The 22,917-nt window shown below is 54.4% G+C and carries 27 protein-coding genes and 1 pseudogene; 5 read left to right on the top strand and 23 right to left on the bottom strand.

Translation table 11 applies throughout. The annotated features are described in order from the left end of the window. On the top strand, positions 1–942 hold the full coding sequence (locus tag ACRZ96_RS11600; protein ID WP_480814676.1) for an MBL fold metallo-hydrolase: 942 nt from the start codon (positions 1–3) through the stop codon (positions 940–942). Position 943: 1 nt separating this feature from the next. On the opposite strand, the gene ACRZ96_RS11595 is transcribed toward ACRZ96_RS11600, so the two are convergent. The 14 genes from ACRZ96_RS11595 to ACRZ96_RS11530 all read right to left on the bottom strand — a co-directional run bounded on the left by ACRZ96_RS11595 (position 944) and on the right by ACRZ96_RS11530 (position 13,857). Next, complete coding sequence (locus ACRZ96_RS11595; RefSeq protein ID WP_480814610.1) at positions 944–2,002, bottom strand: YeeE/YedE family protein; 1,059 nt, start codon at positions 2,000–2,002, stop codon at positions 944–946. Positions 2,003–2,054: 52 nt separating this feature from the next. Then, entirely contained in the window at positions 2,055–3,278 is a 1,224-nt protein-coding gene (gene hemA, locus ACRZ96_RS11590; RefSeq protein ID WP_480814609.1) for a 5-aminolevulinate synthase, read from the bottom strand. Position 3,279: 1 nt separating this feature from the next. Beyond that, a complete protein-coding gene (locus ACRZ96_RS11585) occupies positions 3,280–3,714 on the bottom strand; it encodes a DUF302 domain-containing protein (RefSeq protein ID WP_480814608.1) in 435 nt (144 codons plus the stop codon). 80 nt (positions 3,715–3,794) lie between these two features. Further along, positions 3,795–5,057, bottom strand: coding sequence for an FCSD flavin-binding domain-containing protein (locus ACRZ96_RS11580; protein ID WP_480814607.1), 1,263 nt, complete (start codon positions 5,055–5,057; stop codon positions 3,795–3,797). 24 nt (positions 5,058–5,081) lie between these two features. Continuing rightward, the gene (locus tag ACRZ96_RS11575) at positions 5,082–5,789 is read right to left on the bottom strand and encodes a c-type cytochrome (protein ID WP_170514364.1); all 708 of its coding nucleotides are present in this window, start codon (positions 5,787–5,789) and stop codon (positions 5,082–5,084) included. A gap of 2 nt (positions 5,790–5,791) precedes the next feature. Then, positions 5,792–7,117, bottom strand: a complete 1,326-nt coding sequence (locus ACRZ96_RS11570; protein WP_170514361.1) for a c-type cytochrome — start codon at positions 7,115–7,117, stop codon at positions 5,792–5,794. Beyond that, the gene (soxC, locus tag ACRZ96_RS11565; protein ID WP_480814606.1) at positions 7,101–8,363 is read right to left on the bottom strand and encodes a sulfite dehydrogenase; all 1,263 of its coding nucleotides are present in this window, start codon (positions 8,361–8,363) and stop codon (positions 7,101–7,103) included. The genes ACRZ96_RS11570 and soxC overlap by 17 nt, the downstream gene beginning before the upstream one ends. A gap of 24 nt (positions 8,364–8,387) precedes the next feature. Continuing rightward, positions 8,388–10,085, bottom strand: a complete 1,698-nt coding sequence (soxB, locus tag ACRZ96_RS11560) for a thiosulfohydrolase SoxB (protein WP_480814605.1) — start codon at positions 10,083–10,085, stop codon at positions 8,388–8,390. An 87-nt stretch (positions 10,086–10,172) separates the two neighbouring features. Beyond that, entirely contained in the window at positions 10,173–11,018 is an 846-nt protein-coding gene (soxA, locus tag ACRZ96_RS11555) for a sulfur oxidation c-type cytochrome SoxA (RefSeq protein WP_480814604.1), read from the bottom strand. A 70-nt stretch (positions 11,019–11,088) separates the two neighbouring features. Then, positions 11,089–11,418, bottom strand: coding sequence for a thiosulfate oxidation carrier complex protein SoxZ (soxZ, locus tag ACRZ96_RS11550; protein ID WP_170394054.1), 330 nt, complete (start codon positions 11,416–11,418; stop codon positions 11,089–11,091). A 34-nt stretch (positions 11,419–11,452) separates the two neighbouring features. Next, on the bottom strand, positions 11,453–11,869 hold the full coding sequence (soxY, locus tag ACRZ96_RS11545; RefSeq protein WP_170514352.1) for a thiosulfate oxidation carrier protein SoxY: 417 nt from the start codon (positions 11,867–11,869) through the stop codon (positions 11,453–11,455). A gap of 46 nt (positions 11,870–11,915) precedes the next feature. Beyond that, the gene (soxX, locus tag ACRZ96_RS11540; RefSeq protein WP_480814603.1) at positions 11,916–12,392 is read right to left on the bottom strand and encodes a sulfur oxidation c-type cytochrome SoxX; all 477 of its coding nucleotides are present in this window, start codon (positions 12,390–12,392) and stop codon (positions 11,916–11,918) included. Positions 12,393–12,523: 131 nt separating this feature from the next. Continuing rightward, entirely contained in the window at positions 12,524–13,102 is a 579-nt protein-coding gene (locus ACRZ96_RS11535) for a thioredoxin family protein (RefSeq protein ID WP_480814602.1), read from the bottom strand. A 14-nt stretch (positions 13,103–13,116) separates the two neighbouring features. After that, complete coding sequence (locus ACRZ96_RS11530) at positions 13,117–13,857, bottom strand: cytochrome c biogenesis protein CcdA (protein ID WP_170514340.1); 741 nt, start codon at positions 13,855–13,857, stop codon at positions 13,117–13,119. A gap of 80 nt (positions 13,858–13,937) precedes the next feature. On the opposite strand from ACRZ96_RS11530, the gene ACRZ96_RS11525 reads away from it, so the two are divergent. From ACRZ96_RS11525 to ACRZ96_RS11515, 3 genes are all read left to right on the top strand, one after another. After that, positions 13,938–14,312: a thioredoxin domain-containing protein gene (locus ACRZ96_RS11525; protein ID WP_170514337.1), complete on the top strand. Its 375-nt coding sequence runs from the start codon at positions 13,938–13,940 to the stop codon at positions 14,310–14,312. A gap of 100 nt (positions 14,313–14,412) precedes the next feature. Then, positions 14,413–14,721 carry an ArsR/SmtB family transcription factor gene (locus tag ACRZ96_RS11520; RefSeq protein ID WP_170514663.1) on the top strand — a complete coding sequence of 103 codons (309 nt, stop codon included), beginning with the start codon at positions 14,413–14,415 and terminating at the stop codon, positions 14,719–14,721. Between the two features lie 42 nt (positions 14,722–14,763). Beyond that, a complete protein-coding gene (locus tag ACRZ96_RS11515) occupies positions 14,764–15,825 on the top strand; it encodes a YeeE/YedE family protein (RefSeq protein ID WP_170514334.1) in 1,062 nt (353 codons plus the stop codon). Between the two features lie 185 nt (positions 15,826–16,010). On the opposite strand, the gene ACRZ96_RS11510 is transcribed toward ACRZ96_RS11515, so the two are convergent. From ACRZ96_RS11510 to ACRZ96_RS11470, 9 genes are all read right to left on the bottom strand, one after another. Further along, the gene (locus tag ACRZ96_RS11510; protein WP_170514331.1) at positions 16,011–17,729 is read right to left on the bottom strand and encodes a sulfate permease; all 1,719 of its coding nucleotides are present in this window, start codon (positions 17,727–17,729) and stop codon (positions 16,011–16,013) included. A 12-nt stretch (positions 17,730–17,741) separates the two neighbouring features. Further along, the gene (locus ACRZ96_RS11505; protein ID WP_170514328.1) at positions 17,742–18,080 is read right to left on the bottom strand and encodes a TIGR01244 family sulfur transferase; all 339 of its coding nucleotides are present in this window, start codon (positions 18,078–18,080) and stop codon (positions 17,742–17,744) included. A 19-nt stretch (positions 18,081–18,099) separates the two neighbouring features. After that, positions 18,100–18,981 carry an MBL fold metallo-hydrolase gene (locus ACRZ96_RS11500; protein ID WP_480814601.1) on the bottom strand — a complete coding sequence of 294 codons (882 nt, stop codon included), beginning with the start codon at positions 18,979–18,981 and terminating at the stop codon, positions 18,100–18,102. Between the two features lie 37 nt (positions 18,982–19,018). Beyond that, positions 19,019–19,447, bottom strand: a complete 429-nt coding sequence (locus tag ACRZ96_RS11495) for a DUF6691 family protein (RefSeq protein ID WP_480814600.1) — start codon at positions 19,445–19,447, stop codon at positions 19,019–19,021. 4 nt (positions 19,448–19,451) lie between these two features. After that, positions 19,452–19,883, bottom strand: coding sequence for a YeeE/YedE family protein (locus tag ACRZ96_RS11490; RefSeq protein WP_480814599.1), 432 nt, complete (start codon positions 19,881–19,883; stop codon positions 19,452–19,454). A gap of 85 nt (positions 19,884–19,968) precedes the next feature. Then, entirely contained in the window at positions 19,969–20,631 is a 663-nt protein-coding gene (locus ACRZ96_RS11485) for a Crp/Fnr family transcriptional regulator (protein ID WP_480814598.1), read from the bottom strand. A gap of 303 nt (positions 20,632–20,934) precedes the next feature. Beyond that, positions 20,935–21,456 carry a GNAT family N-acetyltransferase gene (locus tag ACRZ96_RS11480; RefSeq protein WP_480814597.1) on the bottom strand — a complete coding sequence of 174 codons (522 nt, stop codon included), beginning with the start codon at positions 21,454–21,456 and terminating at the stop codon, positions 20,935–20,937. A 113-nt stretch (positions 21,457–21,569) separates the two neighbouring features. After that, positions 21,570–22,076, bottom strand: coding sequence for a GNAT family N-acetyltransferase (locus ACRZ96_RS11475; protein ID WP_480814596.1), 507 nt, complete (start codon positions 22,074–22,076; stop codon positions 21,570–21,572). 24 nt (positions 22,077–22,100) lie between these two features. Next, complete coding sequence (locus ACRZ96_RS11470) at positions 22,101–22,358, bottom strand: YjhX family toxin (RefSeq protein WP_170514305.1); 258 nt, start codon at positions 22,356–22,358, stop codon at positions 22,101–22,103. A gap of 323 nt (positions 22,359–22,681) precedes the next feature. On the opposite strand from ACRZ96_RS11470, the pseudogene ACRZ96_RS11465 reads away from it, so the two are divergent. Then, positions 22,682–22,873: pseudogene (locus tag ACRZ96_RS11465) on the top strand (ISKra4 family transposase); the annotation flags it as partial. Between the last annotated feature and the right edge of the window lie 44 nt (positions 22,874–22,917).

The raw sequence follows: 22,917 nt of genomic DNA, 5'->3' as shown, positions 1-22,917 counted from the left end.
ATGCGATCGCTGGCGATTGTCTTGGCCCTGGCCACACCAGCTTGGGCAAGCGAGGATATTGCAGACCAATACCCGCAAAGTGTTCTGTATTCCAAACCGGTCGAATACATACCCGGCGTCTATTCCGCCATTGGCGCAACTGCACCGCCGACCTATGAAAACTCTGGTCACAACAACAACCTCAGCTTCATAGTTACCGGGGAGGGCGTGGTCGTCATAAACGGCGGTGCGGCATACGTGCTTGCCGAAGCGCTGCACCAGGAAATTCAGGCGATCACGGAACAGCCGGTTAAGCTTGTCTTCAACGAGAATGGTCAGGGGCATGCGATGCTTGGCAACGCCTACTGGTCAGAGCTCGACGTTCCAATTATCGCCCATTCGGATGCTGCGGCTGAATTTGAGGAATACGGCCCTCAGATCCTTGAAGGAATGCAACGTTACAATCAGGACAAGGCGGAAAGAACCTTTATGGCTGGCCCAACCGAGACATTCGAGGATGAATACGTTGTTGAAATGGGTGATTTCCGGATTGAGGCCAAATATCTCGGGCCGGCCCATAGTCCCGGCGACATCTCAATTTGGCTGCCGAACCAAAGCCTTGTTATCGCGGGTGACATGGCGTTTCACGAGCGTATGCTGCCTATATTTCAGGAAACCTATACGGCGGAATGGCTTGAGACTTGGGACAACGAGTTCGAAGCTTTGGGAGCCACATATGTCATCCCCGGGCACGGTCATCCGACAAACATGGATCAGGTGCGCCGCTATACACGCGATTACCTGACCTATCTGCGCGGCAAGATCCAAGAGCATATGGATGCTGGCGGCGATCTGGCAGAGGCATACTATGTCGATCAGTCACCATATGCCCATTTGGACACGTTTGAGGAACTAGCGACAAAAAATGCCGGGCGCGTATTTGAGCAGATGGAATTCGAATAGCTCAGGACGTTTGTGGAACAGGCATTCGCCTCAATAATCTATGCGTGCTGATCGCTCCAACCCACATGAAGAAAACGGCAAGCCACGCTGTCAATGACAGGGCGGACCCTCCCGAAAGCCCTGCACCCACGGCGCAACCTCCGGCCAGCATGGCTCCAAACCCCATGAAGACAGCTCCAACAAGGTATCGTTCCATCGGAGTATCCGGGCCAAAACGTTCGATCTTCCACTCCCCTGCAGTTAAGGCCGCGCCTGCGGCACCAATTGCTACGCCTGGAACGAGGCCGATACCGAAGGACAACACAACGCTCCTCTCCGCAACTAACGCCATCAGTGTATCCGTGGCCGGTCCGGTAAATGTGATTGACGACACGGGCACTACGTCAAAAGATGCTTGCGCGATCGCATATGTCATCAACCAGCCAAGCGCCACAGCCACACCAACGCCTGCGGCTGTTACGATCCTGACAGGCGCGACCCTCCGGTGAAATGCAAAGGCAATTGCCGACACCAATCCCAACGCTGCAACGGCTGTGTAAGCCACTGGCGAAAATCCAAGTATTTCTGAAAGGTCTCTCGAGGCGCCTCCTGAGACAGTCCAGATCACGGAAAGCAATTCTCGGACAGGACTAAGAACGCCCGTGTAAGCAGCCTGAGCCACTAAGGTTAAAACCAATCCTGTAATCAGGGCGCGAAGATTACCGCAGGAGGCTAATACCAACAGGCGAGATGCACACCCACGCGCCAAAACCATGCCAACGCCGAACATCGCCCCGCCAATTATTGCGCCGCTAAGGCTGCCCCTCGACGCGATCGCGCGTGTCTCGGAAAGGTCTAAAAACTCAAACGAGACAAGCGCCTGTACTAAGGTGAGCGCCGCAGCGAAGGCGATCAGCCAAACCGCCAGGCGGGGACCAAGCTCGCCTTCGGCAACTTCGATGGTCGATGCCCGCAAACAAAAATGAGACTTCTGCGCCGTTACGCCGAACAAGATACCTACAAGCACGCCGACAAATGCCAATGCGCCCGGGTCCCCAAACAGATCGATGAGCCTCTCCATGAACAGAAACTCTCACTTCGTTGCGTGTGCGTCCTTGTCTTCGGTCAAGCTGTCATTGTGCGGCCATTGGCCTGCGCGCCAGTTGGCATTGCGTCCATAACTCACCCAAGGCAGATACCAGTCGATCCACGTCTTCTGAAGAATGCACAGGGGAAGGCGTAATCCGCAGACGTTCCGTTCCCTTGGGGACGGTTGGATAGTTGATCGGCTGGATGTAAATCCCATAGTCACGCATCAGCACGTCAGAGATGAAGCGACACTTGACCGGATCGCCGACCATGACCGGAATGATGTGACTTGGGTTTGGTGTATGCGGAATGCCCAAATCGTCCAGCCTGTCCCGAACCTCGCGCACGCGCTGCTGGTGCAAATGTCGTTCCGAATTGCTTTGCTTCAGGTGCCGAACCGAAGCGGCAGCTCCTGCGGCCACGGCAGGAGGCAATGCAGTGGTAAAGATAAACCCACTGGCAAAGGATCGGACAAAATCGACAAGCTCTGTCGACGCGGCGATGTATCCGCCAACTACACCGAATGCTTTGCCCAACGTCCCCTCGATGACGGTTAGCCGATCCATCAGGCCTTCGCGCTCAGCTATGCCTCCGCCGCGTGGTCCGTAAAGCCCCACGGCGTGAACCTCATCCAAATAGGTCATCGCACCATAGCGATCCGCCAGATCGCAGATCTCGGCAATTGGTGCGATGTCGCCATCCATGGAATAGACGCTTTCGAACGCTACAAGCTTAGGTGCATTGGCGGGCAGTTCAGCAAGGTGCTTTTCAAGGTCCGCGAGGTCGTTGTGTTTCCAGATCCGCTTTTGACAGTGACTGTGGCGAATACCCTCGATCATTGAGGCATGGTTCAATTCATCAGACAGAACGGTGATGCCGGGAATGCGGGACGCCAAAGTACCCAGCGCGGCCCAGTTTGACACATAGCCTGACGTAAACAGCAAGGCCGCATCTTTGCCGTGCAGGTCTGCAAGCTCTTGCTCCAGCAATACATGCTCGTGGGTTGTCCCCGAGATATTCCGAGTACCGCCGGCACCTGCCCCGGATTTATCAATCGCCTGGTGCATGGCTGCGAGCACCTTGGGATGCTGACCCATTCCGAGATAGTCGTTGGAGCACCAGACCGTGACTTTTTCAGGATTTCCATCTGAATAACTGCGCGCCGATGGGAAAGCTCCGCACTGCCGTTCAAGTTCGGCAAAGACCCTGTAGTTTCCCTCTTCGCGCAGCTGCTCCAACTGATCTCGGAAAAAATGCTGATAGTTCATTTCAGTTCCCAACGGCTTCTTCTACGATCCCGGACAACAGGGTCTGAACCTTTTGCATTGGTCCATCAGGATAGCTTCGGTATCCAACCATCACGCCGTCGTCGTCTTCGGCTACAAAAACCCCATAGGGGCAGAAGCCAATATTCATCGGGTCTGCTTCCATCACTTCACGCGAGATTTTTGCCGAGCAGAAGATGAAGATGTCTGCGGCTGCAAATATCTGTTTGTCGCTGCCGACATCAGCGCCTGTTCGATTCAACATGTCGCCGACGTGGCTTACATAGTCGATGACCAGTCCCTGTCCCACAATCGCAGACTCGACTGCGAATGTTGCATCATCAAAACTGCCGTCGAAGGGTATAGTGATGATCTCTTCTGCAAGCCCTTGGCTCACCAGAACAGTGGAAAACGCGGCTGCGGCGATAAAGTGTTTCATGGTTTTAGTCCTCCTCCTGAACCGCATTTTCTCAGATTGATCTTTGGGGTCTTTGACACCGGTCAAAGCCCCCGAATGCCTCACCCGAACATGTCAGACGTGATACCAGCGTACCAACCCAGTGACTCTTCGTAGGTTGCTTTTCTCAAATCGGCATCTTCACCGGTTTGACTGATAAAGCCATCGACTTTGGCAATCTTTTCTGGCGTCGCCTCATAGGTTGCGCCAACCTTCACGCCATCATCGGTATCGATGAGCGACCAGCATGTGTTCGAGAACTTGGCCGGGAATACTTTAGACCCGGTCAACGCACCTCGAACGGCATTCGCGCAGACCTTTGCCTGGCTGTTTGCCGAAAATCCGGATTTCGGCATGTCACCCTGCTGGCTGGCATCACCGAGAACATATATGTCCGGATCGGCTTTGGAGGACATGTCCGCAGCGTTTACTGGTGCCCAGTTGCCGTCGGTTACTCCTGCCATTTCCGCAATGCGACCTGCTTTCATCGCTGGGATCACATTGCAGACATCGACTTTTGTCTCTTCGCCGTCGATAGTCACCGTCATTGCATCCGGATTGACGGATACAATGCCACCGCCGAAATCTTCGCCGATCCAGTCGACCATTCCTTCGTAGTTGTTTCCCCAGCCTTCTTGGAACAACGCCATTTTTGAGAATTTTGGCTTCGGGTCGGCCACAATGATCTTTGCTGTCGGATTATTCTTCTTCAAAACATGCGCAACCATCGAAATCCGCTCATATGGCCCAGGCGGGCAACGGAAGGGGTTAGGAGGAGCGACCATCGCGAAGGTGCCACCTTCAGGCATTGCCATGATTTGCGCTTTCAAGAGCTCTGTCTGAGAACCAGCTTTGTAAGCATGCGGCATCTTATTCTGGGCCGACAGATCCCAGCCCTCGACCGCGCCATCAACAAAGTCGATACCCGGGCTGAGGATCAGTTTGTCATAAGGAACTGACCCACCACCTGCCAAGGACACCGTCTTTGCGTCGCGGTCGACCCCAGTGGCCCAATCATGCACGACGTTGATACCGTAGTTCGCGGCAAGCGTGCCGTAGCTGTGGGCGATGTCCGATAGCTCCTGAAAACCTCCCAAATAAAGGTTTGAGAAGAAACAGGTGTAGTAGGTCCGAGACGGCTCAATCAGCGTCACGTCAATCTCACCTTTACTGTCCTTTGCAATGTACCGCGCGGCAGTTGCACCGCCTGCACCGCCACCAACAACCACTACACGGGGCTTGCCTTGAGCCAGCACCATCGGAGCGGATAGCCCGGCGGCCACTACCCCGGCGGCTCCAAGAAATACTCGTCTATTGAGTGTCATCGCGTTTCCTCCCCTTGGGCACTTTCATTCTGGATTATTGAAGTAGGCGGCCAATGCCGCGATCTCGTCATTGCTCAGCCGTCCAGCGATCATTTGCATGACCGGATGTGGCCGCTGTTTGTCCTTGTAAGCGTGCATGGCGACCACGAAGTCTTCGTCAGGCCAGTACACAATCGAAGGAATGCCCTCATCGCCCCCTTCGATCTGGTGACACGTTGTGCATTCGCTGCTGAGATATGCGCCGTACTCAGGATCTCCTTGTATCGCCAGGATCGCGGGATCGACCGAATGATCCGTGCCTTTCGCCGTTGGGTCCGCTTCTGGGATGTCCTGAGGATTATCCGAAAATGCCCGCAAATAGGCGATCACGTTGGCTCGGTCTTCCGGGTCTTTCAAACCGGGAAAACTCATCCGCGTGCCTGACGCAAATGCGCGTGGGTTTTCGATGTAGGCGGACAGAGTATCAGCGTGCCATTCCAGACCCGAGTTGCCCGCACGCTCTAGGCTCTTTGAGTAATTGAAACCATCCAGACCAGCAGCCTTGCGCCCAAAGACACCATTCAAATGCGGCCCGATTTTGTTTTTGGCTCCATCTCCAACCTGATGACAGCCTTTGCATTTGGCGAACACTTTTTTACCAGCTTCGGCGTCGCCGAGGCCTTCGGTGGCGTGGGTCGATGGGGCAACAGCAACTAAGGCCGCTGCGCACTTCAAAATGTTCGACCAGCGCATGATCAGCTTCCGAACGACTTGAGGTAAACGATCACGGCTTCAATATCGTCTGGTTTCTTGAGCCCAGCAAAGGACATGCGTGTACCCTTCATGTAGTCCTTGGGTTTTGCCAGGAAGGCCGCCATTTCTTCTTCGGTCCAAACAAGACCAGCCTCGGCAGCCGTTTTCATAGCTTTGGAGTATTTGAACCCTTCAACCGACCCTGCGTTGGCCCCTATTACCCCGTTCAGCGCCGGACCCGTACTGTCCTTTGCACCGTCACCAACCTGATGGCAGGCTTTACATTTCTTGAAGACCTTCTCACCGGCTGCGAACAGTTCCGTAGTCTGATCAGCCTCGTCGGTTTCCTGAACAGCCGGTGTTGCGGCGGCTTCTTCCTCAGGCTTTGGCGCTGCGGCCGGAATGAACGAGGGTCCTTCCACCGTAAACGTCGGCAACTCGTCCGCGCTGGCTTCGTTCATGACCGAATTCGAACCGCCTTCTGGTGGCGTCTCAACCAGAAATACAGAGCGCATAGTAACAGAGGCTTCTGTTTTGCAATTCTCCATACAGGGCTCTTTTTGCCATTCTGCGTACTCAGTCTCAGGTCGCGTATCGACGACAAACCCATCCTTGTTGTGCATCTCGAATTCGGCGAAGTTTTCATTGCTGAGAACGAAATCGTCATCCACCAGGTCATTGGAATAAAGGATATAGGCGACGATTGCGTATGTCTCGTCCGCTGTCAGCGTGCCCGCTTCACCAAACGGCATCGACCGAGAAATGTAATCCCAGGCGGTGGACAAATGCGGCCAATAGGACCCAACGGTTTTTACAGGATCTTCGTCGGCAAGCGTGTCGAATCCACCGGCCAGAACAGGCCAATTGTCGGCGCCTTCGGCAAACTCGCCGTGACAGGACGCACACCGGTCGACAAACACTTCTTCTCCAGTCCAGACATCGCCTGATCCAACCGGCAAGCCACGCCCGTCGGGCAAGATGTCAACGTCCCAGGCAGCGATCTCTTCCTCCAATGCAGGACGTCCAAGCCCAATAGTACCGTCGCGACTGGGCGCCGGTGCAGTTAGGTTCGCACCATTTGCAACCCGTTCCGCGGCGGCCGCTTGGATTTCTTCGACTTTAGTCTCGAGTTCAGCTGCTCGGCTGGCCTCCGCTTGCGCATTTTCTTGGGCTGCGGCTGCATGCGCCTCAACCTGACCTATCCGGGTTTCCAAACTGTCTATCTTCGACTGGCCGTAGTTCCGATTGGCAAATACCAACGCTGCCGCAAGCACCAAGGCTGTGCCACCAAATACGGGCAGGAAAACATGACTAAGAGACTTCGACATTCTCAGCGATCCCTTCTGCGCTCACGTACCAAGTCTGGATACAGTTGTTGTGGTAGACCGAGTTCTCTCCGCGCTTTTCGCGCAGTTGGTCTTTGGTCGGCTGCACATAGCCAGTCTCGTCTATCGCCCGGGCCTGCAAAAGCATTGGAGCTCCGTCCCAGTTCGTATCGAGATAGAAGCGCGTCAAAGCCTTGCTGTCGCCCTGCTTGCCAAGACGCGCAGTCTCCCAGGTGATCCCACCGTCCTTGGACACATCGACCCGCGTAATTTGCCCGTGGCCTGACCAGGCAAGTCCGGAAATGACCAAAGGTCCCGGTCCATGTTTGATGGGCATTTGAGGGCTGGGTGAAGTAATGACGGACTTAGCATCCATGACCCACGTCCATTTCTGGGCCGTGCCATCGGCGTAAACATCAGTGTATTTTGATGTTTCTTCGCGGCTTTCGACCGCCATATCGACAACCTCAATGCGGCGCAGCCACTTGACCCACATGTTGCCTTCCCACCCGGGAACAACCAGTCGCACGGGGTAACCATGTTCCATGCGCAGTGCTTCACCATTTGCCTTGAAAGCCACCAACACGTCATCCAGTGCTTTTTCCATCGGGATGGAGCGGCCATTGGATGACGCATCTGCGCCCTCAACATAGACCCATTTGTCGGGTGAGATATCGGCGCCTGCTTCCTGCAACAGCGTACGCAGCGGAACACCGGTGTATTCCATGTTGTGAATCATGCCGTGCGTAAATTGGACGCCGTTGAGTTGCGCACCCGCCCACTCCATACCGGTATTTGCCGCACATTCGCAGAAATACACATGGTTTTCGCGCGGGAACCGCTCAATGTCTTCATAAGTAAACACAAGCGGGCGATCGACCAGCCCGTTGATCATCAGGCGATAATCCTCCTTGCGCAGTTCAATCGCACCTGAATGATGACGCTCAAAGGCGCATCCTTGCGGAGTGATCGTGCCTTCAAGCGCGTGGATCGGCGTGAAGTTAATCGACGAAATCGGAGAGGCGGTCAGCCATTCCACATTGCGGCGCACAACATGGGATTCAAAACTGATCGGCATGCCATAAGGTGACTCATCAACACCGGCACCCGTGTAAGACGCCCAATCCTGAAGCTCTGTTATCAGTGGGTCGGGCGTGTCTGCCGCTGCCGCACCCGCAACTGATCCTGCGGCGACCGCAGCACTGCCTTTCAAGAAGGCCCGGCGGGACGGTTTGAACGCGTCATCCATATCTCTTAGGTCTCCATCTGTTTCTTAAGCGCCGACAACATCGACACTGGTGTTCTCTTGCACCGTGACGGTGCCAAGGTTGCGAATGTGGTTTTCGACGACATCCCAGATCGGCGGGCCCTCGGTGCCTTCGTTGACACTGGCCCAACCAGCCACGACGTAGGTTTTCGATGGATCAATCGCTTCACCCGTTTTGAGCAAAGTCATTTCGCTGATCCGTTGCCCTTGTGGCTTGTTCACATCGATGCGGTAGCCAAGCCCACCGACGCGGACCATATCGCCGCCTTGCTGGTAATAAGGGTCGGGGTTGAACAGGTTGTCGCCGACATCCTCGAGAATGACGTGGATGAATTCGCCTGTCATTTCTGTGCGATAGGCATTGGGATACGACATCGATGTGACGTTCCAGATGTCCTCGCGCGTGATATCTTGTCCCGGCAGGATTGAGGGTCCCCAACGGACGCCAGGCGACATCGCGATGTCTGCCTCACGCTCATTGATCAGGGCATCGCAAATCAGGTCATCCCAGGTGCCGTTAAAGTTGCCGCGGCGGTAGAGCAACGAATCCGTTTTGCCAATCACCTCACTCAGCGCAGCCTCGTACGGCGCGCGCTGACCATCTATCAGAGCGGTGATCTTAGGATCAGGAGCGATGACGTCAGAGAAGATCGGGATCAGCTTGTGCTGCAGCCCCATCATCTGCCCGTCCCTCACGTCGAGATCGACGCGGCTGACGAATTTGCCGTTCGAGCCAGACGCAATGATATGAGTTTTACCGACCAGAACCGGCTCGGGTAGCGCGTCATGGGTGTGACCGCTAAGGATCACGTCGATCCCTTGCACCCGACCTGCCATCTTCTTGTCCACGTCAAAGCCGTTGTGGCTGAGGACGACAACGACATCAGCGCCGGCATCGCGAACCTCGTCGACCATGGCCTGCATGTTTTCATCCCGGATACCGAACGAATATTCTGGGAACATCCAGCCTGGGTTCGCGATTGGCATGTAAGGAAACGCTTGCCCGATAACAGCAACCTTTGCGCCGCCCCGATCAAAGAACTTATAGGGCTGGAACAATTCCGCAGGTTCGTCCCACTCGGCATCAAAGATGTTTTGACCTAAGGCCGCAAAGGGCAAACCTTCGACGATTTCGTTAACCCTGTCGCTGCCCAACGTGAACTCCCAATGGAAGGTCATAGCATCGGGATTCAGAGCGTTCATGACATTGACCATGTCCTGACCCGCTGTCTGGTAACAGGTGTAAGAGCCATGCCAGGTATCGCCACCATCCAGAAGCAGGGCATCAGGACGGTCAGCACGAATGGCGTTGATGACAGTTGAGACCCGGTCCAATCCACCAACCCGACCGTAGGTCTTGGCCAGCGAAGAGAAATCATTGTAGGTCAGGGCATAGGCCGACGGGCTTCCATCTTCGATCCCGTAGGCCTTACGGAACGCCGCCCCTGTGACATGCGGCATCTGCCCTCGTGCATCGCCAATACCAAGGTTTATCTCGGGTTCGCGGAAATAGATCGGTTTGAGTTGCGCGTGAATATCGGTGACATGTATCAGGCTGATGTTTCCGAAGGTCTCGAACTCCAACAATTGATCCTGTGTTAGGCTTTGCTGCGCGGCAAGTCTGGCCCAGTTTCCGAACCCGGACGCCCCGTACAAAGCTGATGCAGCCATTGAAACCTGCAAGAAGTCACGTCGAGAAATCATCTATCAGCTTTCCTGTAACACATATAAATGTGTGCATGTTATATGTATGAAAAACCCGCGCAGGACAACGCCCGCGCGGCTTGTTCGTTATTGGCGTACTGCAGGAGTTTCGACTGAAAGCCCGTTGCCACGTGAGGCCACATAAAGCTCAAGCGCACGAAACTCGTCCGATCCTTCCGCAAAAGTTTCCGCCCGCGTATCGCGAATACAGCCGCGGAAACGATTGTGGCGCGAGATCAGCTTGGCCTGTTTCAGACGATAAGTCGGGAACCCGTTGATCATACCTTGGCTCAGGTGGTCAGCACGGATCATGTTGCCCCAGTTGTCTTCATGACAATTGGCACAGCTCAACTCGAGCTGACCATAGCGGGTATAATACATCTCCTTGCCTTGCTCCCAGTACGGGGCGGCATCGCCATCAATCGCGACATTCATTGGCAACCCACGTGATTGCAGACCGATCAAAGCGACCATGCCTTGCATGTCGCCCCCGGACCATTTCCAGGCATCCGCTTCCATACGGTCCGTACGACACTTGTTGATCAGATCTTCCATGACGACCAGCTTACCAGTTTCGGCATCCACCTTCGGCATGGACGCCTGCAATCCCTTGAAGCTTTCCACCCCATCGTGGCATGAGGCACAGCTCTCGCCCGCGGTACCATCGACGGTCTCGAAGAGATCGGCGGCCTGATCGACGAAGATCATTGCAGGATTGTCGAAGTCATCAATTTGAAGCGCTTGCGTTTCATCCGTGCGGAAATGCCAACCCGAATAGATCGTGTCCAAATTTTCCAGATGTGCCGGAGCTTCAGTGACCGAGGTCATGTCCAGCTCATCATTGATCACAAGATTCTCTTCGTCAGGACCAGCCATTGCTGCAGCCGGGAAAACCAGAACTGCCGCGATCGCCGTAAGTACCTTGGTATTCATTGCGTTCCTCCCTTGGTGGACCAGCGCCAGTTCCTCCGACCAGCACTGATCTGCCTTAGTCGTCGAGCCGTCAGGCGATCTCGATCGTTTTCTTCTCATCGTAGACAGAGCCGTCATCATCGTACCAAGTGAAGACAAACTCACCGGCCTCGGGCACAGTTGCTTCGAACTGGAAGTACGGGTTTGTCGAAATCGCCGGCTCCATCGTCACATCAACTACCATTTCTCCATTAAACTCGCAGGTGAAACGGTTGATGATCGAGCGCGGGATGACGTTGCCTTCTTTGTCTTTACGCTGGCCGCTTTCCATCTTGTGGCTGATCAGTGTCTTGATCGTTATGGTTTCACCAGCAGCGGCTGTCTTTGGAACCTTGACGCGGGGTTTTACACCGGATGCCATTGGTTAATCTCCTGTTCTTCAGGGCGCGTGGCGATCAGCCGCCGCAGCCGCCGATTGTCACTTTTACGGTCGCGGACGCTTTGGCAAAGCTGCCATCTGCCATCTTCGCCACGGCAACGACGTCCTGCGTTCCGGCAAGACGGATGCGGGTTGATGCGGCTTGTTCAGCCGCCAATGGACCGAAATTGAATGTCGCGACGCCCGGTTCGGGGTTGCCTGCAGCCACGATCAGAATTGCAGCGGCACCCGGAGCACTCACTTCGATAGGTACAGTATTTCCGTTTTCTGCGATTTCCGGTGCAGTCAACGTAACACCGCCATCAGCCATATCTGCCCCGCCTGTAAATGCCGCGATGGCATCTTCAGCAGCTGCATTTGCCCGAAGCGGCATAATTGTCAGGAACGCGGCGCCCAGCCCAAGGGCCAGTGTCTCGCGGCGAGAGAGTTCCATTTTCAATCTCCTTTGATTCTTCGAAAACCCGCGCCTGGAAGCGCATCTATTCTTCTTTCAGGGTCGCGAGAAACGCGACCACGTCCTCGATTTCCTGTGCTGTAAGGATCGACGTCAAAGGCGCGGTTGGGGCTTTGCCGGTATAGGCGTCGCCCGGGCGGATATAGCCGTCATCCTTGTAGAAAGCTGGCATCACCGTGCCTTCAAATGTCATCTTTGCGTTTGCGACCAACCCTCGAAGCTCTGCTTCGGTCCAACGATCACCGGCACCATCCAGCATCGGGCCGACTTCACCGTGGAACGGGATGTCTGCCAAAACCGTGACCGCGTGGCACGCGACGCAGTTGCCTTTTGACTTGTCGCCAACGATGAGTGCGCCATTAGCCGCATCACCAGCAGTGCCGGACAGAGAAACCTCGATCGCACCATAGTCGTCATAGGTTACGTCTTTCGGATCTGTATCTGCCGCAAATGCGGCAACGCCTGTCATTGCGCAGACCGATGTTAAGAGTCTCAGCTTCATGATCCCTCCCATTTGCTAACGCGCCGACGGCGCCTTGCGACCCAAAGCCTTTGTGTACCGTAGTCGACGAGTACCGCTTGTCGCAACATTAAATTCATTATGGTGAATTTTTTTATTTATAACGGTAACGCTTAATCTTGAGAAACATTGTTTCGCTCCTGAATGCGACGGGCATGATATCGTTGAAAATCTTCACCATTATCAAGTTCATACCGTTTTTCATCGACCCAGGTGAACAGATCCAAGGTTGTTCCTTTAGAGAACGCCCCCGGCATTACAGCAACCGCGGCATCGATGGCTGAGGCGTTCTCGGGCACCTCTTCCGGCAGAAAAACAAGCGTTGGGGTAAACAGAATCCCCCATTTGCGCATCAGCGCTCTTTGCTCGTTTTCTTCCCCGTCAAAGTCAGTGGCCGTGGTACTGCCATGCAAATCCAGTTGGACGACAAAGAAGTTTTCTTCGATAAATGCCGCCAGATCAGGCTGGGGGAACACCTCTTCATGCATCTTTTTGCAATAGATACAGCCCTGCTGTTCAATGAATAACACCAGCCGTTTGTCCTCGCTCGAGGCCTCTTCAAGATCCTCGCGGAGGTCCTTGAACGTGTCGCGCATCCAAGGTGTTTTATGCAAACCGTCGTCGCCCAGTTCAGCAGCGGAAACTGCCCCGCCGATCAGACACGCGATCAATACTGACAAAACTCGTTTCATGTCTTCCTCCCGAATTAACCTATGGCTGCGAGCCAGGGCATGTGGTCGAGCATCCATTGTGCGATGTGATTGATGGAGTTGGTTGCAATCAGGACACCGAAAAGAATCAGCAAACTTCCCATTGCCTTTTCGATCAATGGCAAATGCTTTCTGAACCGCGCCATCCATTGCATGAAGGGGCGGACCAAAAAGGCCGCCAGCACAAACGGAGCGGTCATTCCAACCCCATAGACGAATAACAGAAGCGCTCCACGCCAAGCCGTATCGGTTCCGGCCGCCGTAAACAGGATCGCAGCGAGCACCGGCCCGACGCAGGGTGTCCAGCCAAAAGCAAACGCCAATCCCAGAACATAAGCCCCAAGCAGGCTTACATTTGATGTCTCACCGACGTCCGCACGAAACTGGCGATACAGGAACCCAACACGAATAACCCCCAGGAAATGCAGGCCCATGGCAATAATGATGGCTGCTGCGATCCAACGCAGAATGTCGAAATACTCTCGAACCAACTGTCCGAATATCGAAGCCGTCGCACCCAGCGCCATGAAGATCGTTACGATCCCCGCTGCAAATGCAATTGCCGAAAGCGTTGCCTTACGACGAACGTCGCCGGATAATGTAGACCCTGCGGCTATTTGCTCCATCCCGACCCCTGCCAGATAGCTAAGGTAAAACGGCACAATGGGTAAGACGCAGGGCGACAGGAAAGACAACAGTCCTGCGACCAAAGCCCCTGCATATGTAATGTCGAGCATGGTCAAACCCGTCCTGACGCGCTATCATTCACACATTCAAAATAATAAGAATATATCACTGCGGTCAATCGGAGCGTGAGATGCGCCACCTACTTCTGCCTTTGTTTGCGATCACGTTGCTTGTTTCTCCCGTGGCTTCCCGGGCAGAGATGACACTATTGATGGCAGAAGAAGACGGCTGTATGTGGTGCGCGCGTTGGGACTCGGAAATCTCGGAGATCTACCCCAAGACACCCGAAGGACAAGCCGCTCCACTTAAGCGCATCGATATCCACAAAGTCATACCTGATGGCATCGCATTGGATCGGCCCCTCTACTACACGCCAACCTTTGTTCTGCTGGAGAATGGCGAAGAGGTCGGTCGGATCGAAGGCTATCCCGGTGAAGATTTTTTCTGGGGGGTGCTGGGCGTTTTGCTGCGTGACGCTGGTGTATCGATTGAGACCTCTGGATAAACTGTGGCGCATTCCATAAACTGTTATGAATGCGTGAAGCTATGAAAGCGAGGCGATCTTGTTGGACAAATCTTCGAAACTGCCTGTGTTCTCCCCGGACATGTGCGCCGAAGACCTGGACAGAATGATGGAGAATGCTCAGACGGCGTCGAGTTTCCTTAAGGCGATCAGCCATGAAGGGCGCTTGATGATCTTGTGCTATCTGTCCTCGGGGGAAAAATCTGTCACGCAAATGGAGGAAATGCTCTCGGCACGTCAGGCTGCGGTGTCTCAACAACTGTCCCGCTTGCGCTTTGAGGGCTTGGTGAAAACACGGCGCGAGGGGAAAACGATCTACTACAGACTGGCGGATGATCGATCGACACAGATTCTGGAAGTCGTCTACGATCTATTCTGCAGGGAGAAGTAGAAGTCGCCAAAAGTAACCGCCAGCTTTGGGAGGAGACTGGCAATGTTCGAAGCATTGGGAGACGCCAACACCGTTGCCCTGATCGGTTTGATCGGCGGCATTGTGTTGGGCTTGGCCGCACGCATTGGCCGTTTCTGCACGTTGGGTGCAATCGAAGATTACCTTTACGCAGATGATGACCGGCGGCTGCGCATGTGGGCAATTGCGATCGGCGTAGCAATTGTCGGCAGCCACACAGCTATGGCTTTAGGGTGGCTGGACCCTGTTGGAACAAGGTATTTTGCACAGACCTGGAACCCACTTGGGTCGATCGTAGGTGGTCTCATGTTTGGTTACGGAATGGCCATCAGCGGAAACTGCGGCTATGGCGCGCTGGCAAGGCTTGGGGGCGGCGACCTTCGATCCTTCGTCATCGTATTGATTATGGGGCTATCTGCTTACGTTGTCATGTCCGGGCCCCTTGCGTATTTGCGCGTTTGGGTCTTCCCCGAGGAAATGGGTCTTAATGGCCCGCAGAGCATGAGCTTCCTGGCCGAACAACTGACCTCTATCCCAGCTTGGCTCATTGGCTCTGTCATCGGCGTTGCGTTGGTGATTTTCGCCTTGGCAAACCAGCGCTTCCGCCGCACTCCCGCACAGGTGTTCTGGGGATCTATAGTTGGACTGGCGATCGTATCAGGTTGGCTCGGCACGAATTGGGTTGCGACGCACGGTTTCGATGGTGAGCCAGTTCAAACCCATACCTTCGCGGCACCTCTTGGCGACACAATATTCTACCTTATGACAGCCTCCGGAAACACTTTGTCCTTTGCGGTCGGATCAGTCTCCGGCGTTCTCATTGGTGCATTTTTGGGGTCCTGGTCCAAAGGTCATTTCCGATGGGAAGCATGCGAGGATCCACGTGAACTCAAGCGTCAAATGCTCGGCGCGGCGATTATGGGGCCAGGCGCGATCATCGCGGTTGGTTGCAGCGTCGGACAAGGTATATCTGCCTTCTCACTATTGACCTACAGCGCGCCTGTAACATTCGCTGCCATCTTCGCCGGTGCGGCGCTTGGCTTGAAACAACTCGTGTCTGGGCTGTCCTTCATAACTGAACGCTGACTTGACAGTTCAAACAAGAATTCACCTGTGAAGGACGGTTTCGACGGTTCTCCTTTATTCAGAAAGCGATTGCCTTTGATGGCACATATGGGCACGAGGCGTTCATTCAACAAATACGCTCATAGGTTCGCTATGCGGACCAAAGCGCTCGTTCAGATCACGTGAACAAACCAATCTGATCTTTGTCACTCGCTCGCTTCTGCTATGAGCGTTGTCCACGCATCGTGCTGGGACAAGAAAACCCTGCCGTTCAGACCGTCGACAAGATGAGACCGTTTGAGTCTGTCCATAACAGGACCCTTAACTTCGGACAGATGTAGGCCAACACCAAGCTCTCTAAGGCGGTGATTGATCGCCTCGAGAGTTTCCAGCGCTGAGTAGTCCACTTCGTTAACGGCGGAGAACATCAAAACAACATGTTTGACCATTGTCCGCTCGGCAAGGCGACTGAAGATCAGTTCTTCCAGAAAGCCGGCGTTTACAAAATAAAGGCTCTCGTCGATGCGCAGCGTCAACACCGTAGGTGCGGTTTCGACATCGTGGCGCAGGACATTTCGAAAGTGCTCTGTCCCGGGCACACGGCCCACTTCCGCAACATGCGGTCGAGACGTCTTGTATAGATGCAGAAGAACTGAAATCGCCACTCCAGACGCGACGCCGACTTCGACACCCAAACCGAGCGTCAGAAAAACCGTTGCAGATACCGCGATGAAGTCCGCTCGGGAATAGTCCCATGTTCTGCGCAATATTGAAAAATCTACGAGGCTCAGAACCGCCACAATGATTGTGGCGGCCAACGTAGCGTTTGGCAAGAAGTACACCAATGGCGTCAACGCCAAGGCGGCGATCGCGAGGCCAAGCGCCGTGTAGGCGCCCGCAGCAGGAGTTTCGGCGCCGGCATCGAAATTGACGACTGATCGCGCAAATCCCCCCGTGACTGGATAGCCTCCGGTGAACGCTGCGCCTATATTGGCTGCGCCCAGCCCAATGAGTTCCTGGTCCGGATCAATCCGTTGACGTTTCTTGGCAGCCAATGTTTGCGCGACTGAGACGGATTCGACAAAGCCAATCACTGAAATCAGGACCGCCGGAACCAACAGCGCCGCAAGCAAGTCGAGCGCAAATACTGGCAATGTGAGCGGCGGCAGGCTTTGCGGGACTTCCCCAACGATTTCCACACCCATTTCGACAAGATCTAATGCCCAAACCGCAACCGTAGTAGCAACTACGGCGGCAACAGGTCCCGCCTTCGTCAGAATGTCAGCAAGCGCCGCCGGGGCGCCTAGCCTCAATAATCCGGGTTTTAACCAACGGCGGGCCCAAAAAAGGAAGGCCGTCGCACCAAGGCCGATAACGAGCGTAACCCAATTCACCTCATGCAAGTGCGCAGCAATCGATGCGAGGATCTCGAGCAATGTATGTCCGTGAGCATTCACACCGAAAATGTGCTTGAGTTGGCTGGCGGCGATCAAGATCCCAGATGCTGTGATAAACCCCGCAATCACCGGGTGGCTCAAAAAATTAGCCAGGAAGCCTAGCCGCAAGAACCCCAAAAGCAACAGGAAACCGCCAGAAAGAAATGCGAGGGTTAGTGCCGCAACCGCGTAACCTGCCGTGCCTTGTTCAGCAACCTGACCGACCGCTGACGCAGTTAACAGTGAGACAACGGCAACCGGGCCAACCGCTAAGGCGCGACTGGTTCCAAATATTGCGTAAAGAAGAATTGGCGCGATGGATGCATACAGCCCCGCTTCTGGAGGCAATCCAGCCAGGAGCGCGTAGGCCAAGGATTGGGGTATCAGCATGATGGTGACGATCACCGCTGCCATCAGATCGTTAGAAAGCTCTGCCCGTCCATAGCTGCGAGCCCAACTCAGAACCGGCAGATATTGCGCCACCCGCATCCTTACCTCCCGCTACGCCGCAGTATGTCGTCGTGCGTGCCACAGCATTGCAGCGCGCTGACCGCTTCGGCAGTAGCCAAGGACAGGCTCGGGCAGCTCTGCCAACGCCTTAGAAAATGCAATGTGGTTCGCTTCTGTTGCGCCGGAGGGTTTGACCGGCACATAACGAGCTTGAAGACCTTGCGCATTGGCGCAGTCTTGGATCTTGCCAAAAGTAGGCTGATCCTTTTGTTCGCCGTCTGGGCGCACACAGATTAGCGAGCGAAATCCATGCGTTTTGACTTCCGACAAGTCATCGGTCTCCAATTGACCGCAAGTACTGAAGTCGTCGGAAATTTGGGTGATTTCCATCGCTCTCATCCTTTCAAAATCAGAGTTTGTTGACCGGAACCTTGAGCATCGGGTTGCCGTCCATGTCCGTTGGCACCTCACCCGCACGCATATTCACCTGAAGTGATGGGATGATCAGCTTCGGCACTGCCAGCTGAGCATCTCGTTCTGTGCGAAACTTAACGAACTCTTCTTTTGATTTGCCACCACCAACGTGGATATTGTGGGCTTTCTCATCGCCGACAGTTGTTTCCCAGGCGATGTCCCGCCCGTTTGGTCCGTAGTCATGACACATGAAAAGTCGTGTTTCGTCCGGCAAGCTCAGGACTTTTTGAATGCTATCGTAAAGCGTTGCTGCATCGCCGCCGGGAAAATCTGCGCGCGCCGATCCCCCATCCGGCATGAACAAAGTATCGCCCACAAAAGCCGCATCCCCTGCGACATGTACCATGCAAGCCGGCGTATGGCCGGGGGTGTACATTGTGAACACCTTCATATTGCCAACCATGTACGTATCGCCGTCTTCGAAAAGCTGATCGAACTGGCTGCCATCACGCTGGAACTCGGTACCTTCGTTGAAGACCTTTCCAAACGTGTCCTGCACGATCATGATTTTTGAACCAATGCCGATTTTTCCCCCAAGCTTTTCTTGGATATACGGCGCCGCACTCAAATGATCGGCGTGAACATGGGTCTCAATGATCCATTCCAAATTCAGATCTTGGCTTACGATCTGGCGGATGAGCTCGTCTGCGTGATCGTAAGTGATGCGCCCCGCCGCGTAGTCAATGTCCATTACGCTATCGACAATGGCACATGAGTTTGAGGTTGGGTCCTTCACAATATAGCTGATGGTGTTCGTCGCCTCATCGAAGAAGGCCTGAACGTCCGGCTTGATGTTCATGTTTACGGGATACGTCATCTGATTGTACTCATGGGAGGTTGAGGGAAGTCGGAGACTAAGCCGCCGACCGAACAGGACGCGGGAAAAGGAGCCTGCGCAGTACAAACCCGGCAAGAACGGCAACCAGAAAGAGAGCGACTTCCCAACGCCCGGTGCCAAGTGCCGGTATAGCAGCGCCGGGGCAAAAGCCTGCAATTCCCCAACCGATGCCAAAGAGCGCCGAACCACCAACCAGTCGCTTGTCTACGGCCGTCGCGCTTGGAATCTGAAAACGCCCGCCAAAGAGCGGCGTTGTTTGCCGCCAGGCAAGTCTGTAGCCGAAGAAAGTGACCAGGAGCGCACCACCCATAACAAAGGCGAGGCTAGGATCCCACGTCCCGGCAATATCGAAGAAATTCAGAACTTTGGCCGGGTCCATCATGCCCGACACAGCGATGCCAATGCCAAAGATCAGGCCAGTAAACAAAGCAAAAACAAGCTTCATTGCATTATACTCCAAAGACATGACGGATCAGGAAGACTGTGATTGCAGCTGTGACCATGAAGGTCGGCACTGCCACCAAAGAGCGAACAGACAGCCGAGACAGTCCGCAAACACCATGCCCTGAAGTGCAGCCAGACCCGAGACTGGCGCCCAGGCCTACGATCACGCCGCCGATCACGATCATAGTCGGGCTGACAGGTACCGTAAGTTCAGGCATCGCACCGGTTGCAGCATAGATCAGGCCCGGTGCGAGGATCATTCCCACAACCAAAGCTGTTCGCCAGGCGAATTCCTCGCGGTTTTCTGGGAATGCCAAGCCGGACAATATGCCCGTTGCACCCATGATGCGTCCCAGTCCAAGCATCAAAAGCACGGATCCAAATCCAATTGCGAGCCCGCCTCCAAATGAGGCGATCGGTGTAAACGCTGTTTCCATCAGGCGTCTCCGGTTGTTCATGCTGCAACTTGATTACCGGCCGGCACCTTACTCTTCAGTGACAATGTCACTTAACGCAAAGAATTCATGCGCTGTCGGCCAAACGCTCCAATTGAGGTTTGTTCTGGAGAGTAATCCGCCCTCTCGTCTGAAGGATAAGTCCGCGCTTTTGAAAATCGTTCAGGATGCGTGAAACGACCTCACGCGCTGTGCCTAACTCGTTTGCCAAAGCCTGATGAGTCGCCTGGATTTCGGAATGGCCTTCTCCCAGCACCAAAAGGCGCTCTGCCAGTCGAACGTCCATTCTGCCAAAGGCGACATCGTCGACCACACGCAAAAGATCAATCAACCGACGAGAATAAGCCGAGAAAACGAAACCGCGAAAACTGTCTTCTTCAGCAGCCAGCCTATCAAAAGAGGTTTTTGGTAATGTGATGGCCGTAACGTCGGTCTCGGCAATACCCTCAGCATTATAAGCTTCCTCTGACAACATGCAGGCGGTGGTCAGCACACAGCTCTCTCCAGCCTCAACGCGATACAGCACGATTTCTCGCCCGGCATCAGAGCTTTGGGAAACGCGTATGCGGCCGGCATGCAAAAACATCAGACTGTCCGGGATGTTGTCGGGTCCGAAAACTTGCTGGCCCTGCTTGTATGAAACCACGCGTGCTTCATGTAGAAGCTTATCCCTGACCCGCCGAGGTAGGTTTCTCGTGCCAAGAAAGCTTTCGGTCCAATCTCCCTTCAATTTATGTCCTATGCTCTGTGCGTTCGGTTCACTGGTTCCCTAAAAAGATGCGGTGGCACGCGATCTGGATCAATGGCTCTCTTCGTTTTTCTAACCAGCTAGATCCGAGCACCGCCCAACATTGGCCAGCCCGACTGGCTATTCATGCTCGGCTCAGCTCTTTGGCCGCTTTGGGGCTCGCAGTCGTCATCCGACAGTTTTGGTCAGGCTTGTTCATCCGACGGATGCGTTTCAACGTCGGCATGGCCGGCAACCCAGACATTCGACTGACAACACCTAATGTCTGGGTCAGGGTAGCTGGCGTCACTCGCGCCCAGACGTGTCCCACCAATGCGGTTGCATGAACTGTGGGATTGCCTTCGTCTTGCCGCTTAGTTTCTCGACCGCTCCAGCCGTCAACTCAAGGGCCATCCACGCTTCATGTGCAGTCAGCAAATCCGGATAGGGCGTCTGTTTGTCAGTCGGGGCAAAACCGTATCGAGGATAGAAGGTCGGGACGCCCAATACGAACACAGCGTCCGTTCCAATGGACTTTAGGTGTTCGATGCTGGTTTCCATCAACTCTTTGCCTACACCACGGCCTTGATAGTCTGGCGACACGCCGCAAGGCGCAAGCAGGTAGCATTTTGTATCTAATTGATCCTCGAAAAAAAACGGGGTGAACAACACGTTGCCTGCTATCCGACCGTCACGTCTGACACTGATCGAAATCGTTTCTGGGTGATCGAGGAAGTCTTTGGCAAGTTGAGCGGTTTCTTCACCTTCCGCTTCGCCAAACGCCAGTCTGTGGACTTCCAAAATGGCGTCGATTTCTGATTGGTTCATGGTTTAGTCCTATCTTTGGAAAATTTGTCCGCGCACCAAATGCCCCCATAGTCGTGGGCTCATGTTCCAGTGCGCGAAGCAGGGTTGCGTTTTCTGGTTTTCAGAACTCGGCTCTAAACTTGCTCGCTTGGATGACCCCACATGAGCGGCGCAGCATATGGGCCGGTCACGCTGGACGTGCTTTCTCCGATGCCATCCAAAGCGCCCGGTGTAAGTTCGCGCGCAAACCAACACTCAAGCGGAGCCTGCGTTCTAACAGGCGGCAGGACTTTGTGCGGAGTGTTGTATCGGTTCCCATAGTGGAACTGTTCCCCCATCACAAAGATCACATCTGCATCAAGTTGTCGTTCCGCCTCTTCCATCAGGCGTGTGGCATAGCCCATTCTTTGAAACTCGGGCAGCACAGCTAATGGAGCGAGCACAAAGCACTTCAAGTGCGCTGCCCTGTCGATTGCGAGCGGGGTATAGCAAGCATGTGCAACCCCCTCACAAACGATAGAAAAGCTGCCATCTGCGATCAGGTCATCCGTAAAATCGGCATACAGTTTCGCATGTCGTTCATCGTATAAGCCTCCGGCCGCAGCGAAAGCCTCGTATTGGATTTGATGAGGTGTTTTCAAAGAAAACTCTCCTTCTTGATTTGATTATCGTTGGTTCATTTGCGCGCGAACGGACTGGTTCCCTAAATGGGTGATCCGATAGGGGCGGCCATTTTTTGATTTGATGAAGCGCTTGTCTTTGAGGCGTGTGAATACGTCCATCGTGCATGCGGGGAAGGTGAAACCGTCGCGTGTATAGCATTCGACGGATCGCACCTTTCCGTTGTCGGCGCGCACGTATTGTATCTCACCACCTAAGGCGAGTTCATGCAAAACACGTTGCTCGTGCTTTGAGATGTTCATTGGGATGTCTCGATTTTACGAAAGTACAGAAACAGGACACTCAGCGTCGCGCGTGAGTGTGCCTATCAATGTTGGTGTTCCTGAATTTGCTTCGCCAGGAACGGGCGTTAGCCCCGATTCTCTTTCATAAAATCTCCATAACAAGAGGCGATCTGCCTCTAGCGTGCGACGCAATTAGTCTTCGATTCAAGAGCCGTCAATACTTGTGTGCTAAAATTAGTACACGAAAAATGTGGCTGAACCGACATTCGTCCGAGTTCCAGCATTCGACATATTGGGCTCTGTGCTGCCATTCTCTGCGACAAGCTCGGACTGAGAACGGCGGTGAGAGAGAGGGCCACGGTTGGGCCGTTTCGACATCGCGGGCGGAGGAACTAGTCAATGAAATAGCCAACGCTCGCATGGGAAAAAAACGCCGAATGCGTGGTCCCCAAAAAGGCGCACATCGAGTGGCAACGGTCCGAGCCGCGGTCCTGGATGGAAGGCTTGGAGCAGGACAGCTACACACCGCTTGATCCCCGGAGTCTTTCCACTCTCTAGTAACAGGCATAACGATCGG

Source organism: Ruegeria sp. CF1 (assembly GCF_056537445.1).
The sequence above is the reverse complement of the archived record's forward strand: the minus strand, read 5'-3'. Positions and strand labels throughout refer to the sequence as shown.

Excerpts from the sequence above, each read along its gene's own strand:
- ACRZ96_RS11600 (WP_480814676.1), top strand. The coding sequence starts at position 1 with ATGCGATCGCTGGCGATTGTCTTGGCCCTGGCCACACCAGCTTGGGCA.
- ACRZ96_RS11595 (WP_480814610.1), bottom strand. The coding sequence starts at position 2,002 with ATGGAGAGGCTCATCGATCTGTTTGGGGACCCGGGCGCATTGGCATTT.
- hemA (WP_480814609.1), bottom strand. The coding sequence starts at position 3,278 with ATGAACTATCAGCATTTTTTCCGAGATCAGTTGGAGCAGCTGCGCGAA.
- ACRZ96_RS11585 (WP_480814608.1), bottom strand. The coding sequence starts at position 3,714 with ATGAAACACTTTATCGCCGCAGCCGCGTTTTCCACTGTTCTGGTGAGC.
- ACRZ96_RS11580 (WP_480814607.1), bottom strand. The coding sequence starts at position 5,057 with ATGACACTCAATAGACGAGTATTTCTTGGAGCCGCCGGGGTAGTGGCC.
- ACRZ96_RS11575 (WP_170514364.1), bottom strand. The coding sequence starts at position 5,789 with ATGCGCTGGTCGAACATTTTGAAGTGCGCAGCGGCCTTAGTTGCTGTT.
- ACRZ96_RS11570 (WP_170514361.1), bottom strand. The coding sequence starts at position 7,117 with ATGTCGAAGTCTCTTAGTCATGTTTTCCTGCCCGTATTTGGTGGCACA.
- soxC (WP_480814606.1), bottom strand. The coding sequence starts at position 8,363 with ATGGATGACGCGTTCAAACCGTCCCGCCGGGCCTTCTTGAAAGGCAGT.
- soxB (WP_480814605.1), bottom strand. The coding sequence starts at position 10,085 with ATGATTTCTCGACGTGACTTCTTGCAGGTTTCAATGGCTGCATCAGCT.
- soxA (WP_480814604.1), bottom strand. The coding sequence starts at position 11,018 with ATGAATACCAAGGTACTTACGGCGATCGCGGCAGTTCTGGTTTTCCCG.
- soxZ (WP_170394054.1), bottom strand. The coding sequence starts at position 11,418 with ATGGCATCCGGTGTAAAACCCCGCGTCAAGGTTCCAAAGACAGCCGCT.
- soxY (WP_170514352.1), bottom strand. The coding sequence starts at position 11,869 with ATGGAACTCTCTCGCCGCGAGACACTGGCCCTTGGGCTGGGCGCCGCG.
- soxX (WP_480814603.1), bottom strand. The coding sequence starts at position 12,392 with ATGAAGCTGAGACTCTTAACATCGGTCTGCGCAATGACAGGCGTTGCC.
- ACRZ96_RS11535 (WP_480814602.1), bottom strand. The coding sequence starts at position 13,102 with ATGAAACGAGTTTTGTCAGTATTGATCGCGTGTCTGATCGGCGGGGCA.
- ACRZ96_RS11530 (WP_170514340.1), bottom strand. The coding sequence starts at position 13,857 with ATGCTCGACATTACATATGCAGGGGCTTTGGTCGCAGGACTGTTGTCT.
- ACRZ96_RS11525 (WP_170514337.1), top strand. The coding sequence starts at position 13,938 with ATGCGCCACCTACTTCTGCCTTTGTTTGCGATCACGTTGCTTGTTTCT.
- ACRZ96_RS11520 (WP_170514663.1), top strand. The coding sequence starts at position 14,413 with ATGTGCGCCGAAGACCTGGACAGAATGATGGAGAATGCTCAGACGGCG.
- ACRZ96_RS11515 (WP_170514334.1), top strand. The coding sequence starts at position 14,764 with ATGTTCGAAGCATTGGGAGACGCCAACACCGTTGCCCTGATCGGTTTG.
- ACRZ96_RS11510 (WP_170514331.1), bottom strand. The coding sequence starts at position 17,729 with ATGCGGGTGGCGCAATATCTGCCGGTTCTGAGTTGGGCTCGCAGCTAT.
- ACRZ96_RS11505 (WP_170514328.1), bottom strand. The coding sequence starts at position 18,080 with ATGGAAATCACCCAAATTTCCGACGACTTCAGTACTTGCGGTCAATTG.
- ACRZ96_RS11500 (WP_480814601.1), bottom strand. The coding sequence starts at position 18,981 with ATGACGTATCCCGTAAACATGAACATCAAGCCGGACGTTCAGGCCTTC.
- ACRZ96_RS11495 (WP_480814600.1), bottom strand. The coding sequence starts at position 19,447 with ATGAAGCTTGTTTTTGCTTTGTTTACTGGCCTGATCTTTGGCATTGGC.
- ACRZ96_RS11490 (WP_480814599.1), bottom strand. The coding sequence starts at position 19,883 with ATGGAAACAGCGTTTACACCGATCGCCTCATTTGGAGGCGGGCTCGCA.
- ACRZ96_RS11480 (WP_480814597.1), bottom strand. The coding sequence starts at position 21,456 with ATGAACCAATCAGAAATCGACGCCATTTTGGAAGTCCACAGACTGGCG.
- ACRZ96_RS11470 (WP_170514305.1), bottom strand. The coding sequence starts at position 22,358 with ATGAACATCTCAAAGCACGAGCAACGTGTTTTGCATGAACTCGCCTTA.